This is a genomic window from Butyrivibrio sp. AE3003, assembly GCF_000686065.1.
Lineage (GTDB): Bacteria > Bacillota > Clostridia > Lachnospirales > Lachnospiraceae > Butyrivibrio > Butyrivibrio hungatei_A.
On the sequence record NZ_JMLX01000001.1, the window covers coordinates 1,567,963 to 1,587,633 of the forward strand.

Here is a 19,671-nt window from a genome sequence, read left to right on the forward strand (position 1 = left end):
GCCGCTTCTGCATCTGAAGCTTCTGAAGATGCCGCATTTGCCTCTTCAGATGACACTTCTGCAGACGCTCCGTCAGCAGGTGCCTCAGTCTGTGCCTTGCCGCATCCTGCAAACATTGATACACACAATGCTGTTGCAAGTAATAATGCAAGTGTTTTCTTTTTCATAATAGTCCTCCGTGAAAATATATGATTACGAAAGCCTGTGAAGAAAGTTGAAAAAGCGCCATGTAGTAGTTATCACGGCAAGATGTACAAGCTTTTACATCCTTGCCTTTGCAACTACTGTACAATCTTTTTACATCCTAATCTTTTATGTGAAACTTCCACACTAATTCTCCCAAGAAAAAAGCCCGTGCCGAAGCACGAGCTGATAGTTCATACGATGTAAAAATGCGCAAAAGAATCCAATTTGCTGCGTTCTACAGCAAACCACATCTTCGTACAACCAGTTCCTCGTGGCTTGGGTATCCCATGTACAGCGACAGGCAGGTCTCCCGGCTGATCGAAACTTGTAAAAAAATCTCGAATCACGGTGACGAGTTCGTGCAGGACTTACACCTGCTTCCCTTTTCACCCACAGTCTTCTTCCTAAATATGAAATAATGACAGTAAATCTTCTCACCCCATACATAAAGGAACTGCGGACACCTTCCGCTTTTTATGAAATTTTCATCACATATAATAGCACATCTTTAAGAATAATCAAAACCTTGCAAGATATAAAGTACACCGTACAGCTTATAAACTTGCCGCTCGTACGGTGTCTCTTTCGCTTTTCACACCGTACGTATCATAAACATACCGCCTGTACGGTGACTTTTTCACTTTTTGTACCGTACAATTCATAAACTTGCCTTCCGTACGGTAACTTTTCGCATTTCGTACCGTACATATCATAAACATGCCATCCGTACGGTAACTTTTTCGCATTTCGCACCGTACATATCATAAGCATGCCATCCGTACGGTACTTTTTACTTTTTTCGCACCGCACACATTCTACGCGACCTCTCTGTACGGTGCACTCCTTCACTCCCGCACCGCACACAATCTCCTCAGTCTCTCTGTACGGTGCACCTTCTCTACCGCACAAACTCAACGTACATTTCTCTGTAGCTCATCACTTACTCACATCTGCTAAGCGAAGCACCACCGCTATATGTGTCGGGGAATTCTTCTTCATTCCAGGTCTCATAGTATTCAAGTACATTCTCATCGCTTTCGGAAGTCTGATAAGTATACTTAACTCCTGTTGATGATGTCGCTTGTATTTTGCACTTTGAACCCAGTAACAGCGCCTCTATCTTATCGACATGATCTACAACAAACTCTTCATCTTTAAGATGCCCGTATTTTATCTCTGAATCCGTAAATTCCACATAGTACTCGGGTTGCATACTTCCATCGTCTTCGTATGACATAGAAGCCGTCTGCCATCTTCCCTCCAATTTTGATTTAGAATCATGTAAAGCTGATACCAAGTCCGCCGAATTATCATCTGCATCCGAAGAAATATAGTCAGATGCCGGGCCATCATCGCCAATTACTTCCTCAAGTTCTTCAAAAACATCTTTGTTTTTTTGTCCGCAACTTACTGCTGACAATGCAAATGTTGTCAATAAAAGCATCAAAGGCAATCTTCTCATAGAAATCCTCTTCCAATCTTATTATTTATGCGCTGAATCTGCATATGTTTTTATTGAATCACATAGCATATTATTTCTCAAAATAACTCTTACTAAAAATATGCATAGAAGCACAAAACTTCTATGCATATAATTATACATCTTACTATTTTGGATGAATATCAATTTTTTAAGCATTTCAGGTTCCCCAGTACAACCAAAAAACTCAATCTCAAATACTACCCAAAATTGAAACACTTTTCACATAGCTGTATATCCACCATCAACCGGAAGGATAACTCCATTTACATATGTACTTGCAGGAGAAGAAAGGAAGATTGCAGCACTATCAAGCTCTCCTTCTTTTCCATAGCGCTGCATGGGAATCATTGTTCGCGCATACTGCTGGAAGAACTCACTGTCCAAAGTTTCCTTTGTAAGCGGTGTTTCAAAATATCCCGGACAGATTGCATTTACCGTAATGCCCTTATTTCCCCACTCGGAAGCAAGTGCTCTTGTAAGATTGACTACACCGCCTTTTGCAGCATGATATGCTACCGCAGGAGCAATATTGTTTCCAACGAGTCCATACATGGAAGCAATATTGATAATTCTGCCATATGCAGCAGGAATCATTGCTTTCTTTGCAACCGCTCTTGCCATCTTAAAGCTTCCTGTAAGATCTATAGCCACTTCACCTTCAAATTGAGAGTCTTCAACATCCTCGGCAGCTGTAGCTCCCGATCCAGTACCGGCATTGTTTATAAGAATATCGATTCTTCCGAATTCCTTCATTACAGTATCAACTGCATCATTTACATTTTCTGTGCTTGTAATATCACATACAACGCCGATTGCCTTAACCTTATATTTCTCACTGATTTCTTTTGCAACTTCATCAATAAGATTCTTGCGACGAGCAACAGCTACAATATTGCACCCCTGTGATGCAAGCGCTTTCGCCATCTGTACTCCGAGTCCCGAAGAACAGCCTGTTATAATCGCAACTCTCTCTGATAAATCAAAATAATTTTTTTCCATGTTTTTTCTGTATTATCCGATAATTAATGAAATAATGTCGGACATACTTTCCCTTTCCTAGTGCTGCTGTCATCAAATAACTCGACTTTTTTGGTGACAGTAGCACTAATATTATGTTATATTAAGGGCTTATGTAAGCTACCGTAATATCAAAAACATAACCATTTATTCCTTATTTCTCTGTGATTGTATATCCCAGAGCTTCTATATCTTTGGTAAAAGAACTGTCATCAACCTCCCTGTCGTAGCTGACAACCGCCTCTTTTTTTCTTAAATTGACTTTGGCTGAAACGCCGTCAATTCTGTTTATTGCGCGCTTAACTCGGTTTACACAGTTTTCACAGTGCATTCCTTCTATTTCAAACACTTTAGTCTTTATAACAGGACCGGCTAGCTCTTTGTCAGGTTCTTTCACTGTCGAGCCGCCACCTCCGCAGCAACCTCCTTCACCCTTAAAGTGTTTAATCGCTCCGCTAAAAGCCACGAACAAAATTATTGCCAAAATCGCTGCTATTATAATATTTGACATAATCGGCACCTCACATATATGACATTCTATATTCGTAACCGCTTATCCCCAAACATGCCCCCACTACATTTATTCATTTAGACCTTATTTCTCCCCCCCATTACTTCAGACCTTATTCCCGATTCTTTTTTTGGAAGTAACCGTTATCCAAGCCTTCATCACTTCTTTACTATAACCTCATTTAAATCATTTTCCTTTATCACTTCTTCGCGATAACCGTTATCCACGGCTTGTTTCCATGATGATCCGCAACAACATTCTTAAATCCGGCTCCTTTAAGCGCACTCTTGATATCATCGATCGTATGACATTTCATGCCTTCAACAATCTTCTCAAATCCAAGACTTGCCTTGTCCATTCCGTCAGATTCATTTACGATCATGAATGTTCCACCGGGCTTAAGCGCCTTATTCACTTCACCAAAACATCTCTCAAGTCCCGGCCAGAAATAAATGGTCTCAAAAGCCGTAGCAAGATCAAACTGCTCATTCATATTAAGCTCGGCAACATTTCCCTGCTGCACCTTGCAACGTCCACTCGATATCATATCCGTATTAAATGACTTGGCCTTCTCAACAGATAACTCCGAATAATCAATTGCAGTAAGCTTAGAAGACGGATACTTCTTCATAAGCGCAGATGCGTTTCTTCCGCCCCCGCATCCAACTTCCAAAATTTCATCCGGCGCAATTGTCTGAAGGTGCGACATTCCCCAGTCAGCCATCTTCGCATGTCCGCCGTTCATAGTATCAATCATCATCTTTCCCAGAAAACCTTCCGGTTTACTCACCTGATTTACATACTTTTTAAATAATCCCATATTTTTTCATCCTCATCTTTTTTATTCGGCAAGCTCAAACTTGCATAGTTCACATCGAATAATTTACCCAAAATCCATCACTCAACATTCTTAAGTGCTTCACTCATCGGAATCTTACCTATCTTCCTGTACTCAATAACGGCAACAATCGCATAAGTAATTATTCCCATGAGGAACATCTTTACATAAACCGACGGATCAAGCCAGATAACCATCCAGCCGCTCATCATCTGCTTTAACATAACTCTGAATATTCCGACCATGACATAAGACAATATCGGGTACGAAATAAGGAGCGAAGCCACAACCACAAGTGCTGTGGGGACTATATACAACGCCGCAACCTCTTTTCCCGTGTAACCCAGAATCTTAGCCATAGATATCGACTGCACATTCCTTTCGATGATAAGTTTGGACAAAAGATATATCAGTACAATAAACATAACTACCGAAAAAACCGTCTACCATGTACATCAGTTTTCCCATTGATATCATAAGCTGCCTCGACACTCTCGTAAGCGACTCCTCATCTACTGTCGTGCCGATATACTTCTCTTCAATATCAGTAATCTCCGTATCGGAGAAATATCCCGAGAACATATCTTCCGAAAGTCCCATTATGTCATTTAGATGTTTTTTGCTCATAAAGACAGCAATTCCGCCGTCGTAGTCATATATTCCCGTTACATTAAAGCCGTAATACTTATCTTCGTAAGGCTCTTTAAGCGTTATCACATCGCCTTCTTTAAGCCCGTACTTATCTGCATACGCCGAAGAAACAAGCACTGTCTTATCATCAAAGTCAGCGTGAATATACTTGCTGTTCTCTTTTATCCCATATAGGCTTACATCTTCAACCCTGCTTCCGCCTTCGCCCGTTGTCTTAAGCCCGTAAGCAGAGAATTTCTCCGCCGTCGGATTATTTGTACTTATCTTGTTCAGTAAAAAGACATATGAAAAAGCCGCCGACAATTCATCTTCGTCATCTATCGCCCCTGCCGGAATCTGAAGCATATATGTGTGCTTTGCAAGCATATTCTCTGTCACAATCCCCTGAAAATGCACAAGAAGCGGCGGAAGCATCATTCCGAAAAAGAGAAGCAGATTGGCAAACAAAAGCCCCATAAAAAGAATTATGTAACTGCTCTTATTCTGAATAAGAATTCTTATACGGAAACGGTCAAAAAACCTTATCTTTTTGTTTAAGGCAATCGCAGCACGCGGCTTCTTCCCGCTAAGGTCGCGCTTGATAAGCTTTAAAGGACTTAAGCTCAGTTTTTTCCTAAGGATAAAGTAAGTAATAAAGATCATTATCACTATAGGAATTGCCGTGGTCTTCCAAAAAGCCTCCGCACTCCAGATTGTCACATATGTAGGAAGCGAATAGCTTCCGTAATACATAGCAACGCATACGTTCTTAAAACATGTATATCCCAGAATATTTCCGATGACCGCCGCGATAACGGTTACAATAAGCGGCATTGACATATAATGTCTTATAAGCTCATTTATCGTATATCCTGACGCCCTGAGCGTACCTATTACAGTAGCTTCTTTATGTATAGTGTTATTGATCGTAACTCCGAATACAAAAGCAACAATGATGATTATTATGTACAAAAGAACTTCCATCATTGCCTTGTCGCCGACGATATCTTCTCCCGTGAACGTAATTGACTGATTAAGATATCCCGGAACAAAATTTTCAAGCGAAACAATATTAGCCAGAACATCCATCAGATCGTCAGAAGCTTTTTTCTCTTCCACGTCAGTCTGAGGTTTATCATCATACAACCAGCCATAGTTATACCGGATCTTGGCTTCATCATATTTCGCAAACTGTTTTGCCGATACGACCGAAACTCCAAACGCAGATGCATCAAACATCATGTCGTTATTGCTGTAAAAAAGTGCGCTGTAGTCAGACAATGCCACGAGACCTACAATCTCATAGCTCTCGCTTTCCGAAACCAGTTTGTCTCCGACACTCAGCCTGTTATTATCTGCATACATTCTGTCTATCGCAATCTCATAAAGGTCATCCGGAAGCCTTCCTTCCATCACGCATACCTTATCTATCTGTTCCCTGTTTGAAAATATTCTAAGTTTTGTGTTGTTATCAAATTCTTTTTCTATATAGAAGTTTTCAAATATGGAAACTCCTTTTTTCTCAATCCGCTCTTTTTGCGTCGCGGTTATTTTCTCTTCTGTTCTGAAGTTCCCATCTTCTATGTTATATTTTTCAAAGCTCTCATTATAAGCTTTGATCATGCTCTCACCGGCAACAAGAAAACCCGAAACAAAACCTATTGAAAAAACTAGCAGAATGAAAATAACAATGTATTTTCCAATATCGCCTGTAAGTTCTCTGATAAGTCTTTTGTTAAGCGGTTTCTTCATCTTACCAGTCAAGTTCTTCCGCTGTTTGTTTCGTTTCATTTCTGTAACTCTTTCTTATAACGCCATCTCTTAATTTCACTACAAAATCTGCCATATTTTTTATGGCATCATTGTGAGTGACCATGATGACCGTATTTCCATATTCCTTGTTAACTCTTTCAATAAGTGCAAGAATCTCCTTGGAAGTATTGTAATCGAGGGCTCCTGTGGGTTCGTCGCACAAAAGAATATCCGGATTCTTTACGATTGCTCTTCCTATCGAGCATCTTTGCTGCTGCCCTCCCGACAACTGACTCGGTATTTTGTTCTGATGTTCCTTTAGACCAAGTACCTCTATGATTTCGTCAATATCAAGCGGTTTCTTGGAAAGATATGCCCCAACCTCAATGTTTTCTCTGACGGTAAGATTGGGAATAAGATTGTACATCTGAAAAATATACCCAAGGTGCTCTCTTCTGTATGAAGTAAGCGCCTTCTCGTCCATATCCGCCATACTCTTTTCCCTGATTATTATCTTGCCTGAATCGGCGGTATCAATCCCTCCGATTATATTAAGAAGAGTGGACTTTCCGGAACCTGACGGGCCAAGAAGTACCACAAACTCCCCTTTTTCAATGCCAAGACTAATATCCTTAAGTACTTCAATACGGCTTCCACCCTCGCCATACGATTTTTTGATATTCTGTAATTCTAATTGCATAATAATTCCTTGTTCTATGGAATGGTGCCGTCAATTATGTTTGATCATGTCTATTCTCTCAACAGCCCCAATGTCCTCCAATTCTTTTATCATACGATAAACAGTTGCTGTCCCTATTGATTCGTCTCTATTCTTGACAATACAGCATATTGTCTTGCATGAAACACCATCATTCTCAGCAATAACCTTAGCCACAATTTTTCTCTGTTTAGTTATTCGCATTCCGTTGTTTCGTAGCATCATGATTATCTGTTCATCATTCATAATCTCGTCTCCAATTCAAAAAGCCATCATACTGTTCCGTCTGTTATATATCGTATGTTAGCTTAAGCTAACCCTTTGTTATTAAGTAAGCCCGCATTAAACGGGCTTACAAATTATTAGTCAAGTTTATATTCAAGTACCATTTCTCTCTGAGTTCTCTTTATGAGATATACAATAACACCTGCAAATACTGCGATTGCAACAAGTCCTGCCGCAAATCCTGCGCCTACAGTTCCTGTTGTAATAAGTGTTCCAATCTGATATACAAGGAAACCAACAGTAAATCCGGATGCAAGCTGAAGTCCGATTGCTCCCCAGAGCCACTTGGCAGACTTCATCTCAGAATTCATAGCACCAAGAGCAGCAAAGCAAGGAGGTGTGTAAAGGTTAAACATAAGATATGCAAGAGCTGCAACCTTAGTGATTCCCATTACTGCCGCAACAGCGTTACCTTCTCCGATAAGCTCAAGTTCTTCCGTATCGATAAGATTTGAGATTGCATATACGGTAGCGATTGTTCCTACTACATTTTCCTTCGCAATAAATCCTGTGATAGCTGCTGCCGCAAGCTGCCAGCTCATGACACCTACAACAGGAATAAGAAGATAAGCAAAAGGTCCTGCAACACCTGCAAGGATCGATGTTCCTTCCATTCCCTCTTCTACAGGCTGGAAGCTGAAATCAAATGTCTGCATGATCTGAACTACAGTATTGCAAACAAGGATAACGGTTCCTGCTTTAACAATGTATGACTTACCTCTCTCAAGCATTGACTTAATCGCAAACATAAGGCTCGGAACCTTGTACTCGGGAAGCTCAATGATAAAGAAGCTCTTTCTGTACTTCATACCTGTGATAGCCTTGATAAGAAGCGCTCCGAGAAGGATAAGCAAGATACCTCCCATATAGCAGATGAAACTTACCCATCTTGATTCAGGGAAAAATGCACCTGCAAAAAGTGCGATAACGGGAAGCTTGGCTCCGCAAGGCATAAATGTTGCAAGCATAGCTGTTGCACGTCTTTCTCTCTCATTTCTGATAGTACGGCAAGCCATGATCGCAGGAATACCGCAACCTGTTCCTATGATCATAGGAATAACCGACTTTCCCGAAAGGCCTACTCTCTTAAAGATAGGATCAAGAACTACTGTTGCTCTTGACATATATCCGCAATCTTCAAGAAGCGCGATAAGGAAATACATTACCATAACAAGAGGGAGAAATCCTACAACCGCTCCTACACCGCCGATGATACCATCTACAAGAAGTGCATAGAGAAGCGGATTAGCATCTGCCATTGCATCTCCGACCATTCCCTGGAAGCTCTCAATCCATCCCGCAAGAATATCCGCAAGCCATGTTCCGACCGTTGTCTGTGAAATATAGAACACAAGCCACATAATAGCAGCAAAAACAACAATTCCGATAACAGGATGTGTTATCACATTATCGATCGTATCACCAAAGTTCTTATCTTTTGTAAGTACCTTACGGTTCTCAACTTCACTTACGATCTTGTTTACGAATTCAAAGCGCTTTCTGTCAGCCGCTTCAACCGCCGCTTTATCATGAACGTCAACATCTCCCTGTCTGTAAGGCTCTTTCTGTCCTTTTCCTTCAAGTGATGCCGCAACCTTAACCACATCTTTAAGACCGTTCTCAGATGTTGCAACAGTCTTGATCACAGGGCATCCGAGCTTTTCTGCCAATGCCTTCTCGTCAATTGAATTGCCTTTTTTGTCATTGGCATCATTCTTATTGAGTGCAACAACAACAGGAATCCCAAGTTCAAGGAGCTGCGTTGTAAAGAAAAGGCTTCTGCTTAAGTTAGTTGCATCAACGATATTTATTATCGCGTCAGGATGCTCATTCTTTACATAAGCACTTGTGATGCTCTCCTCTGAAGTAAACGGTGACATCGAATATGCACCGGGCAGATCGACAGCGATCAGCTCTTTGTCTCCATCATAATAACTCTTTTTAATAGCATGCTCTTTCTTGTCAACAGTAACTCCTGCCCAGTTACCAATCTTCTCGCTCCTTCCCGTCAGAGCGTTGTACATGGTCGTTTTTCCACTGTTGGGATTACCTGCCATTGCGATTCTCATTACAATTCCTCCTAAAATCGTTTAAAAAAATTTATGGAAAGCAGATTTCTGCACATCCTCAGATATTGATAGCTCCCGCTAACTCAGGATCGATATTATATCTTGCATCCTTAATAGCGACCACAAGATTACGTTTCTTATCAACAACAGTAATCTTCTCTCCGCTATAACATCCCAGTGAAAAAAGGAAGCTCTCCATCTCCTCATCTCCACCTGTGTCTATAGCATCAATTATGTATTCCTTACCAAGTTCCGCATCATTAAGTGTCATATTACCCTCCTGTAACTCGAGTTAGCATCATACAATCATTATTAGCTTATGCTAACCTCAAACATAGAATATTCTTATTAAGAATGTTTGTCAATAGCATAATCGCAAAAACATTTCTATCCACCAAACCGCAGAAAAAATGCCGCATTGGCAAGATGCGGCATTTTGTGTAGGAGATTTCTGTAAACATACGTATGTCACACGTTAGATTTACCTAACTGCGTTCATGTTAGCACTTGCTAACTTCTTTGTCAACACTTTTCCGTTAGTTTCTGGTAACCATTTACAATTTTTTGTCTATTTTGCTCATATCAAAGCCGCGAAATCTATGATAGACTTCACTGGTGACTGGTTAGCACTCGCTAACATATTATTTTTCTACTTAAGAGAGGAGCTATAAATATGAAAATCAAAGTTTTGTCAGTCATCTTCTCTGCTATTCTTGTATTATCTCTTACAGGATGCGGAAAAGACGACGTGGATTCATCCGCTTCCGATACCGGTAGCAGCACCACAGAAGTAGCCGATAATGCAACCGACAGTATAGGTAATAGTCCACTTTTCATATTTATCAATCGCATCTTTGAATCTTTTAAAAGAAAATACAGACTGACCGAAAGTCTTTACAACAGGAATACCTCTTACATATTCAACCGCCTCGGCAGACATCTCATCGAGGGCATTCTGATATATAATATCACCATTTGTTAGTTTTTGCTAACTTTTGAACAAAAATTTTTGGAGCAACACTTAATTAGATGTTGCTCCAAAATCTCAAAATATACTTGCCGGTAGCAGGAGAAATAATAATATTTGCCAATTACTCACTCCTCCTCACCAAATACATCATCATATGACATCGATTCCATTTCACCTTTAGCCATCTTATGAGCTTCATTTAGCATTTCCTTTATGGCAGGTCTGACTTTCGATTGTCTTGACTTAAATTCTTTTAAGAGATCCTTTCCCGAATACCCTTCATTTATTGATTCTTCAAGTATTTCTTCTGCAAATTCCTCGTTATTGTTCATTACTGTACCATCGCCTTTCCTCTTTGATTATAACAAAGTCTGCATGATAGCCACAGCGTAATACACAATAAAAATGAAATTAGTATACCCTCCGCATATGACCATATGAAGTCCCTTGGGGAGTTTCCTTGATAATGGCTTTAAAAGAAAAAGAACTCCGGGAGATATCAGTGCCATCCACTGCGGGAACACTGTCTTTCCTAAAGCTATCAGAACTATCAAAATCAGAAGTCCCAAGCCTTCACCTGCATACAATATAAGTGCAAGCTTCTGAAAATACTTCATGGCTATATCTAAACCGTCTCGATGCTCATCTGCTCCAAGAAGTCCAAGATAAGCACAGTGACTGTGATATGCACCTCCTGCAATAATACCGAAACAACTTAGCAAAAATGCCGCAAACGCAGCATTATGAAATGCCTCATCCGTAATCAGTACAATGTGATAAAAGCCTATACAATAAAGAAACGCCGCTACAGGCCCTATCAAGCCGCCAAGCATAACACGCTTTGGAGGAAGCTTTTTCATAATATCAATAATAGGATTTATTGTTCCGTCTTGCACATAATCATCCTTATCAAAGTATAAGGTCATGTCTCCGCAGAACATAAGAAGCGCTCCTATAAGGCCTACTGCTATTACTGTTGTCATACCTGCTCCTTTTTAATATTCTACAAAAGTCCCGTGTTATAAACTATTCGTCCAACAACACGGGCATAAATGCAATTTCTTCTTAATAACGATCACCCTAACCCTACATCAAGTGCCATCATAAGAATGAACCCTGCCGCAAAACAGAGTGTTCCTATATTGGAGTGTTCGCCTTCCGACATCTCGGGAATAAGTTCTTCCACTACAACGTAGATCATCGCTCCTGCCGCAAAACTGAGAAGATACGGCATCAATGGAATCAATACTCCCGAAGCCACCAATACAAGAACAGCTCCGATCGGCTCAACTATTCCCGACAGTACGCCATACAGGAAAGTTTTCCCTTTCGGCACTCCCTCACCAAGAAGCGGCATTGAAACTATCGCTCCCTCAGGAAAGTTCTGTATTGCAATACCCAGTGCCAAAGCAAGTGCTCCCGCATAAGTAATGGCACTGTTTCCATACATCCATCCCGCACAAACTATTCCAACCGCCATTCCTTCGGGAATATTGTGCAGAGTTACGGCAAGAACAAGCTTTGTAGTTCTCTTAAGTCCGCTTCTCGGGCCTTCCTCAAGTTTATCAAGATGCATATGTGGTGTTACAACATCAAGTACAAGAAGGAACAACATTCCTATGCCAAAACCTATAGATACGGGAACAAATCCCATTTTTCCCATATCTGCCGTCTGATCAAGTGCCGGCAATAACAAACTAAAAAAAGAAGCTGCAACCATCACACCTGATGCAAATCCGGTAAGAGCACGCTGCATCTTTTCTCCTATTGCTTTTTTAAAAAAAGAATACTGTCGCAGCTCCGAGCGCAGTTCCCAAAAAAGGAATCAAAATAATCTGAAACATAAAAATACCTCGTTAAGTTAAGTGTTCTGCTCAATAAATGAGGAAGAAAGCAAACGCTTTCTCCCTCATTTTATCACATTATTTTTTGATTCCAACCGCCTTGGACCAGTTGAACAGATCTCCGACCACTTTGCAGTGATGTTCAATCTCTTTATCAGACATACCATGAACAATCGGTTCCGTGTACAACTTCCACAATGCCGAGACAAGCACGTGAAGCTCCTTGCGAGAAATTTTCTTATCTGCAAGTTCCCTGTCCTGCAATGCTTTTAAGTAGTCATAGTCTATATCAGACATTTTCTCAAGCCACTGTTCGTGAAAATGACTGTACTTAGTCCCCTCTGAACACTTAAGAACCAGTTCCAGTCCGTCTTTCATATCCATGAGCCGCTTATTCCAAAGTCTTGTGTTCTCCTCGGTATTATTCCAAACTCCTATAAGTTCCTTATCTGAAAGCTTATTTGGATCAACAGTCTTTGCTTCCTCCAAGATGCTGTTCATACTGTCGACCGTGTCTTTTACAACTGCTTCAAACAGGCCTTCTTTTCCTTTATATCTATTGTAAATTGCTCCTGTGGTAACTCCTGCATCCTTACATATATCGGAAAGCTGTGCACCGAGAAACCCTTTTTCCCTAAAATGTTTCCTTGCACTTTCCAATAATCTCGGATCTATGCTGGTATCTCTAACTGCCATAATCAGCCAATCTTTCTTTTACACCATCCGGAATCGGAATTCTTAATCTGTACAAAGGTCTTATAAATTCCGTCTTTTTCCATAAGCGCATCGTGTTTTCCTTTTTCAACAATTTTACCATTGTTGACAACAAGGATGCAATCAGAGTCTTTAATGGTCTTAAGTCTGTGTGCGATTATGATAAGCGTCTTTCCTTTGCAAAGCTCTGAGATTGCCTGCTGGATAGCAGCCTCATTATCCGCATCTATGCTGGCTGTTGCTTCATCAAGGATAACGATAGGAGAATCCTTAAGGATACATCTTGCAATTGATATCCTCTGCTTCTCACCTCCCGAAAGCGATGCTCCACCTTCACCAACCATAGTTTCAAATCCATCGGGGAGGCTCATGATAAAGTCATAACATCTTGCCTTCTTGGCTGCCTCAACAACCTCTTCTCTTGTCGCATCAGGTCTTCCCATGATGATATTGTTATAAATGGTATCTTTGAAAAGATATACATTCTGAAACACCATACTGATCTGTTCAAGAAGGTTCTTAAGCGGTACTTCTTTTATGCTTGTTCCGTTGATCAGGATATCGCCTTCATCTATATCCCAGAATCTTGCCATCAGGTTTGCAAGTGTACTCTTTCCGCTTCCCGAAGGTCCTACAAGCGCAATTGTCTCACCCTCTTTAACTTTGAATGAAACATTACTGATCGTCTCTTTTGCATCATATGAGAATCTTACATTCTTAAACTCAACTGCAGGCACGCCTTCTTTTGCAGTTGTTATCTTCTTATTTCCCGAATCAGAGAGTTCCTGCTCATTCATAACTTCTTCAATCCTGTCAAGGCACTTATCCATGATCGTAAGCTTCTCAGACTCCATATACGCAACTCTCAAGGGAATAAATACATTAAGCATGAAAAGAGTTACTCCAAGAAATGCTGTTATATCTATTGTTCCGTTTAAAAACAAGATTGAAGCCACAAACCCAAGCGCAATAGAACATATTTCATAAATAATATTTATAACAACTCCAAAAGGAATCATCTTGCCTTCAAATCTTAAACTCTCCTTACAAGACTTCTCGAAATTGTCACTCATTTCTTTTGACTTATCTCCGAGAAGATTGTAAGTCTTGGTGATTCCGATTCCTTCGATGTAATCAAGAACTGCTTTTGTAAGTCTTTCGCTCTGTTCCTGTCTTGCACCTGAAAGTGCTATTCCTTTGTTGTATTTTACTTCTCCGACAAGAACCAAAACCAATGATCCTATAAATGCAACTGCGCCGAGCGCCGGATTAAAAATAAGCATGAATACCGTAAAGATTGCAGCCGCGAAAAGATAGCTCATAGTATCTGCAAGTGTCATCATTGAGTTTTCCTCAATAAATACCATGTCTGTTGAAAGAACCGAGCTGATCTTACCGATATTTCCCGCTGTAAAATATCCCATCGGAAGCTTTCTCAAATGCTCACCAAGCTTTATTCTCATATCAGCCATAAGCATAAATCCCGCAGCTGACTGAAGTCTGTCTGAAGCATGGATGAAAATTGCCTGCGCAATAACACATCCAAGCAACATAAAACCATATTTTACAAAGCTTCCCGCTACAAGCGTTCCCTTAAAGAACTCGTCAACCATAAGAACCGTCAATATAATTACTGCGTTCTGAAGAACTGATTTCAAAAAAGAAAAAATAAAAGCAATCTGTATCCTTCCCTTATACTTTCCCGAACAATCTATAATTCTTTTTATTGCCCCGATCATGCAAATGCCTCCTTCATTGTTACCTTGCTACCTTTATCTGCAGCAGACCATTCCTTTGCGCCTTCAGACAATTCCCAAAGATTAGCATACATCTCCGAGTTCTTAAGAAGTTCATCATGAGTTCCTTCTGCCTGAATCTTTCCGTTTTTCATAACTACAATCTTGTCAGAATTCTTGATTGAATATAATCTGTGAGCAATTACAATTACTGTTTTGTCAGAAATAAGCTCTGCTATCGCATTGTTCATCTTTTCCTCATTTTCCGGATCCATAAATGCAGTAGCTTCATCAAGAACAATAATTGGAGCATTCTTTAAGATAGCTCTCGCAAGTGCGATTCTCTGCCTCTCTCCGCCCGACAGCATCTTTCCTGCGGCACCTGCCATAGAATATATTCCGTTATCAAGCTTCTTAAGGAACTCGGTACACTGCGCTTTATTGGCAGCTTCTATTACTTCCACATCGGTAGCTCCGGGCTTTCCAAGTCTGATATTTTCAAGAATACTCATGTTGAAAAGGAACTGTTCCTGTGAGACAAAAGATATCTCGCGGTTCAGAGCTTCCAACGTCATACCTGTGATATCCTGTCCGCCAATCTTTACACTGCCTCCCGTAACATCATAGAAATGCACCAGAATCTTTGCCAAAGTTGACTTTCCGCTTCCCGACTCACCTACAAGTGCCGTTACCGTGTTCTCGGGAATCGTGAGACTTACATCTTCTATTACATCCACCTTTCCGTCGTAGGAGAAGTTTACATTCTTAAATTCAATCGAATGATCTTTTCCCTCAAAAGACTTTGTTCCCTGCTTAAGAGGTGCTGCCGAAAGGATATTTTCCAAAGCTGTGATCTTATAATTAAGCTGAGGAAGTACGCTTATAAATGTAAGCGCTCTTAAAATTTCGGGACCTGTTGAGAAAGACATGCACATGACAAGAAGGAAATTGGAAAGCGTTGAACTTCCCGTATATACAAAATATCCTCCGACCGGAAGCGTCAAAAGAGCCACACAAGGAAGAAAACTTCCGTACAAAGCCATCCATGGCCAACAAATCTTGTACCATGCAAGCGTAAAATCTCTGTAACTCATGACATCACCTGAAAATCTCTTGTAGCTGTCACCGTCGCGACCAAAAATCTTTACAACTTCCATACCGTTTACATACTCAACGATGGTATCATTCATTTTCTGCGCTGATGCATAATAATCTCCCATCTTGCTTGTTCCCGCACCATACATGGCAAACATTGCTACAACTCCGATTGGAAGGGATGCAAGCGAAAGAAGTGCAAGTTTCCAATCAACAAAAAACATAACGATAATTACAAGCAGCGGTACGGTAAGATTTGAAAAACCTTCCGGAAGCGCATGTGCTATCAAAATTTCCATGTTATCGATATCATCAATGAATACCTTTTTAAGTGATCCCACGCCAAGTTCCTGGATAACACCGAGGGGAAGATTCTCCATCTTCTTCTGGAGAGAGATTCGCAAATTCTTAAGTGTCTGATAAGCACTGAAATGAGATCTGTCCAATCCGTAAATATACAGAGCAACATATATAAAACCACAGATCAACATGATAGCCGACCATTTTACATAAAACGAAATACTCGTCTCTCCTCCGATCGCGCCATCTATCATTTTATAGATAGCCACAAACTGAAAAACATTAAATGCCAGTCCTACAACCAGCAAGAACATTGCCAGAAAAGTATATTTCTTATACTTCCCCGTATACTCCAAAACCTTTTTTAACATTGCTTCCTCCTGTCTTTGTCGTTAGGTATCGCTAACGGAATAATAAAAAAATCGCAGAGGATGATAATTAAATTATTGATAATCCTTTTATCACCCTCTACGATTTTTAATACTACCTCATATAACTGTAAAGTCAATACAGTTCAGACTTTGGTATTGATAAGTTTTCTCAGCAGACAACAGTAAGTTGCTCCAAAGGTACTCCGTTTCTGTGCGCTGTGCTGTAGATTTCTGTAACCTTCTTGTATTTATCGAATGTCTCAAGCGCTGACTTGGTGTCGCCGTAAACTTTCCAGAAGCCTGTGTATTTCACACCTTCTTCGGGACTATTCATGAATCCAAGAACGTCTTTTACGGGATATCCGAGAAAAAGACCTATCTCATGCGGAAACTTTGCATCCTGTCTCAAATGCTTCGCAAGTTCCGCAACGCACAGATCTGCGTTAGTGTATGAGTAGCCCTTTTCTTTGAGGACTTTGCATACTTCTTTATTCGCAAAATCTCTTTTTAAAAAATCAGGTCTGTAAACATAGATAAGGACTCGCTTTTCATAATACTTTACGGGTATCATTCGCAGTCCTTTCTTCGCAAACCTGTAATTAAAGTCTCTCACTTCTTTGTTAAAACTCTCCCTGTCATCGATATCGACAGTAAAAAGATTTCCTGTTTTAAGCCCCGCCAAAGTCGGTGAACAAAGGCTTATAAGTAATTGATCTCCCATTACTCCTCCAAATCGTTTTTATAATTTGATAATTGGCATTATGCGTCACGTTAGCTGCGCCTAACACATATGCAGAATACTCTCTTTTCCTGCATGTTTATGGCACTTTCCCAATCAGTAAAATATTGAAAAATATTATCATGTTTTTTTATTGATATTTATGTTAGCATTTGCTAACGTATTTTTCAAGAGCATGACTCGCGAAATTGCTCAGAAAGGATGATCATTTTTATGAGTAAAGTTAAAGTAGTTTTTTGGAGTGGAACAGGAAATACTCAGGCAATGGCCGATGCAGTGGCAAACGGAATCACAAGTGCAGGCGGCGAAGCTGAGGTAACAACATTTGACGCTATCAGCGCAGCTGATGCAGCAAAAGATACTGTTATCGCATTCGGTTGCCCCGCTATGGGAGCAGAAGTTCTCGAAGAGACAACAGTTGAGCCTTTCATGGCTGATTATGAAGGTTTTGCAAGCGGCAAGAAGATTGCGCTCTTTGGTTCATACGGCTGGGGAGACGGCCAGTGGATGCGTGACTGGCAGGACAGACTTACATCTGCAGGCGCTACAATCGTTGGCGGCGAAGGTGTGATGGCTAACGGAGCACCCGATGCAGATGCCATTTCAGCCCTTGAAGATCTCGGAAGACAGCTTGCGCAGGCATAAGCAATTTGTGTAGCTGCCTTTCCTTACACCCGGCCACAAGGTAACTGTTTGGAAATATGCTGCGTACGTCTGCGCAGTGAATTTCATAATTTAATAAAAACCGGAGATGCCTCCTTTCGACGTTGCTCAGAGAAGTCGGCATCTCCGTTTTTTATTAAATTTGAAATTCATCTTGCTCGTCAGAAAGCAGCATATTTCCAAACAGTTACCTTGTGGCCGGGCTGTCTATGAAAAGGGCGGCAAACACAAAAACTAAGCTTCGAAAAGCCCCGTTTTTGCTGAAAAAAATAATTATACTTCTTTGACTTGTACTTTCCGAGAGCCATGCATATCTCAGCTATCAGTGCGCTTACAATGCAGACAGAAAATGCGATTGGATCAAAGCCTGTTGCGAACGTGGAAAGCATCCATCTGAGGATATACGGCGCTTTCACCGAGCTGCTCTTCGATACGAAGGAGCTGGTTGTACTTGGCAACACGCTCTGAACGGCTGGGTGCACCTGTCTTGATCTGACATGTGTTGAGCGCTACAGCAAGATCTGCGATTGTTGTATCTGCAGTCTCACCTGAACGGTGTGATGAAATTGCAGTGTAGCCTGCGTTGTGAGCCATCTTGATTGCTTCAAGTGTCTCAGATACGGAACCAATCTGATTGAGCTTGATAAGGATTGAGTTACCTGCTCCGAGAGATATACCCTTTGAAAGTCGCTCTGTGTTTGTAACAAAGAGATCGTCACCTACAAGCTGAACCTTGTTACCGATCTTAGCTGTCATCTTCTGCCAGCCTTCCCAGTCTTCTTCATCAAGTCCGTCTTCGATTGAAATGATAGGATACTTATCTACGAGGCTCTCCCAGTGAGCGATAAGCTCATCCGATGTGAACTCTTTACCTGACTTGGGCTGCTTGTAGAACCCTTTTCCTTTTTCACTCTTCCACTCTGATGAAGCGGCGTCCATAGCAATCATGAAATCTTTTCCGGGCTCAAAGCCTGCTGCCTTGATAGCCTCAAGAATCTTCTCGATAGCATCCTCGTCGCTCTTAAGCTGATTGGGAGCAAAACCACCCTCATCACCTACTGCTGTTACATCGCCCATATCCTTGATGAGCTTCTTAAGGCTATGGAATACTTCTGCACACCAGCGAAGTGCTTCTTTAAATGAAGGTGCTCCTACAGGCATGATCATGAATTCCTGTGTATCAACGGCACTGTCAGCGTGAGCTCCGCCGTTAAGGATGTTCATCATAGGTACAGGAAGTCTGTTTCCTGAAACACCGCCAAGGAATCTGTAAAGTGGAATATCAAGTGACTTAGCTGCTGCTCTTGCAGTTGCGATTGATACCGCAAGGATTGCATTTGCGCCGAGCTTAGACTTATCCTTTGTTCCGTCTGCCTTGATCATTGCCGCATCTACAGCATATGTATCAGAAGCATCGATACCTTTAACCGCATCGTTGATCACATTATTTATATTATCTACAGCCTTTGTAACTCCTTTTCCGAGATAACGTGACTTATCTCCGTCTCTGAGTTCAAGTGCCTCAAATTCACCTGTTGATGCACCACTCGGAGCAGTTCCGGTTGCCACTGTTCCGTCTGCAAGAGTAACCTCTGCCTCTACTGTAGGATTTCCTCTTGAATCCAAAATTTCTCTTCCGATTACTTTTTCAATTGCAAGCTTTCCCATTGTTTTGCTTACTCCTTTCAGATTTTAAACACAGAATTCCCCTTCAGCGTACTGGCACGTTGACTTTTGATCAATTATTTCG

Annotated in this window: 19 protein-coding genes, 1 pseudogene and 1 riboswitch; of the genes and pseudogenes, 1 reads left to right on the forward strand and 19 read right to left on the reverse strand. The window is 41.0% G+C overall.

What is annotated here, in order from left to right; translation table 11 throughout:
• Nucleotides 1–469: 469 nt before the first annotated feature.
• Nucleotides 470–609: riboswitch (cobalamin riboswitch) on the reverse strand.
• Between the two features lie 517 nt (nucleotides 610–1,126).
• The 18 genes and pseudogenes from CD00_RS0107500 to CD00_RS0107580 form a co-directional block, all read right to left on the reverse strand.
• Nucleotides 1,127–1,648, reverse strand: a complete 522-nt coding sequence (locus tag CD00_RS0107500; protein WP_026655411.1) for a hypothetical protein — start codon at nucleotides 1,646–1,648, stop codon at nucleotides 1,127–1,129.
• Nucleotides 1,649–1,888: 240 nt separating this feature from the next.
• Nucleotides 1,889–2,668: an SDR family oxidoreductase gene (locus CD00_RS0107505; RefSeq protein WP_026655412.1), complete on the reverse strand. Its 780-nt coding sequence runs from the start codon at nucleotides 2,666–2,668 to the stop codon at nucleotides 1,889–1,891.
• Between the two features lie 172 nt (nucleotides 2,669–2,840).
• Nucleotides 2,841–3,197: a heavy-metal-associated domain-containing protein gene (locus CD00_RS0107510; protein WP_026655413.1), complete on the reverse strand. Its 357-nt coding sequence runs from the start codon at nucleotides 3,195–3,197 to the stop codon at nucleotides 2,841–2,843.
• Nucleotides 3,198–3,396: 199 nt separating this feature from the next.
• On the reverse strand, nucleotides 3,397–4,017 hold the full coding sequence (locus CD00_RS0107515; protein ID WP_026655415.1) for a class I SAM-dependent methyltransferase: 621 nt from the start codon (nucleotides 4,015–4,017) through the stop codon (nucleotides 3,397–3,399).
• A gap of 77 nt (nucleotides 4,018–4,094) precedes the next feature.
• A complete protein-coding gene (locus CD00_RS21160) occupies nucleotides 4,095–4,460 on the reverse strand; it encodes an FtsX-like permease family protein (RefSeq protein ID WP_442856156.1) in 366 nt (121 codons plus the stop codon).
• Nucleotides 4,387–6,417: an ABC transporter permease gene (locus tag CD00_RS17620; RefSeq protein ID WP_330370375.1), complete on the reverse strand. Its 2,031-nt coding sequence runs from the start codon at nucleotides 6,415–6,417 to the stop codon at nucleotides 4,387–4,389. Before CD00_RS17620 ends, CD00_RS21160 begins: the two co-directional genes overlap by 74 nt.
• A 1-nt stretch (nucleotide 6,418) precedes the next feature.
• Nucleotides 6,419–7,117: an ABC transporter ATP-binding protein gene (locus CD00_RS0107525; protein WP_026512999.1), complete on the reverse strand. Its 699-nt coding sequence runs from the start codon at nucleotides 7,115–7,117 to the stop codon at nucleotides 6,419–6,421.
• Nucleotides 7,118–7,147: 30 nt separating this feature from the next.
• Complete coding sequence (locus CD00_RS0107530) at nucleotides 7,148–7,381, reverse strand: transcriptional repressor (RefSeq protein ID WP_026655416.1); 234 nt, start codon at nucleotides 7,379–7,381, stop codon at nucleotides 7,148–7,150.
• 116 nt (nucleotides 7,382–7,497) lie between these two features.
• Entirely contained in the window at nucleotides 7,498–9,489 is a 1,992-nt protein-coding gene (gene feoB, locus CD00_RS0107535; protein ID WP_026655417.1) for a ferrous iron transporter B, read from the reverse strand.
• Between the two features lie 58 nt (nucleotides 9,490–9,547).
• Complete coding sequence (locus CD00_RS0107540) at nucleotides 9,548–9,760, reverse strand: FeoA family protein (RefSeq protein ID WP_026512996.1); 213 nt, start codon at nucleotides 9,758–9,760, stop codon at nucleotides 9,548–9,550.
• Between the two features lie 483 nt (nucleotides 9,761–10,243).
• Nucleotides 10,244–10,429 carry an ABC transporter ATP-binding protein/permease gene (locus tag CD00_RS0107545; RefSeq protein ID WP_026655418.1) on the reverse strand — a complete coding sequence of 62 codons (186 nt, stop codon included), beginning with the start codon at nucleotides 10,427–10,429 and terminating at the stop codon, nucleotides 10,244–10,246.
• Between the two features lie 155 nt (nucleotides 10,430–10,584).
• The gene (locus CD00_RS17625) at nucleotides 10,585–10,791 is read right to left on the reverse strand and encodes a hypothetical protein (protein ID WP_051594121.1); all 207 of its coding nucleotides are present in this window, start codon (nucleotides 10,789–10,791) and stop codon (nucleotides 10,585–10,587) included.
• A gap of 27 nt (nucleotides 10,792–10,818) precedes the next feature.
• Nucleotides 10,819–11,442, reverse strand: coding sequence for a DUF6796 family protein (locus CD00_RS0107555; protein WP_026655419.1), 624 nt, complete (start codon nucleotides 11,440–11,442; stop codon nucleotides 10,819–10,821).
• A 92-nt stretch (nucleotides 11,443–11,534) separates the two neighbouring features.
• Nucleotides 11,535–12,303: pseudogene (locus CD00_RS17630) on the reverse strand (ZIP family metal transporter).
• Between the two features lie 78 nt (nucleotides 12,304–12,381).
• Complete coding sequence (locus CD00_RS0107565) at nucleotides 12,382–12,999, reverse strand: TetR/AcrR family transcriptional regulator (RefSeq protein ID WP_026655420.1); 618 nt, start codon at nucleotides 12,997–12,999, stop codon at nucleotides 12,382–12,384.
• Nucleotides 13,000–13,001: 2 nt separating this feature from the next.
• Complete coding sequence (locus tag CD00_RS0107570) at nucleotides 13,002–14,756, reverse strand: ABC transporter ATP-binding protein (RefSeq protein ID WP_026655422.1); 1,755 nt, start codon at nucleotides 14,754–14,756, stop codon at nucleotides 13,002–13,004.
• On the reverse strand, nucleotides 14,753–16,519 hold the full coding sequence (locus tag CD00_RS0107575) for an ABC transporter ATP-binding protein (RefSeq protein ID WP_026655423.1): 1,767 nt from the start codon (nucleotides 16,517–16,519) through the stop codon (nucleotides 14,753–14,755). Before CD00_RS0107575 ends, CD00_RS0107570 begins: the two co-directional genes overlap by 4 nt.
• Nucleotides 16,520–16,688: 169 nt before the next feature.
• The gene (locus CD00_RS0107580) at nucleotides 16,689–17,240 is read right to left on the reverse strand and encodes a DUF3793 family protein (protein ID WP_026655424.1); all 552 of its coding nucleotides are present in this window, start codon (nucleotides 17,238–17,240) and stop codon (nucleotides 16,689–16,691) included.
• Between the two features lie 231 nt (nucleotides 17,241–17,471).
• Between CD00_RS0107580 and CD00_RS0107585 the strand changes: the two genes are divergently transcribed.
• Nucleotides 17,472–17,903, forward strand: a complete 432-nt coding sequence (locus CD00_RS0107585) for a flavodoxin (protein ID WP_026514099.1) — start codon at nucleotides 17,472–17,474, stop codon at nucleotides 17,901–17,903.
• Nucleotides 17,904–18,281: 378 nt separating this feature from the next.
• Here CD00_RS0107585 and eno read toward each other — a convergent pair whose 3' ends face one another.
• Nucleotides 18,282–19,589: a phosphopyruvate hydratase gene (gene eno / locus CD00_RS0107590; protein ID WP_026655425.1), complete on the reverse strand. Its 1,308-nt coding sequence runs from the start codon at nucleotides 19,587–19,589 to the stop codon at nucleotides 18,282–18,284.
• Nucleotides 19,590–19,671: the final 82 nt, after the last annotated feature.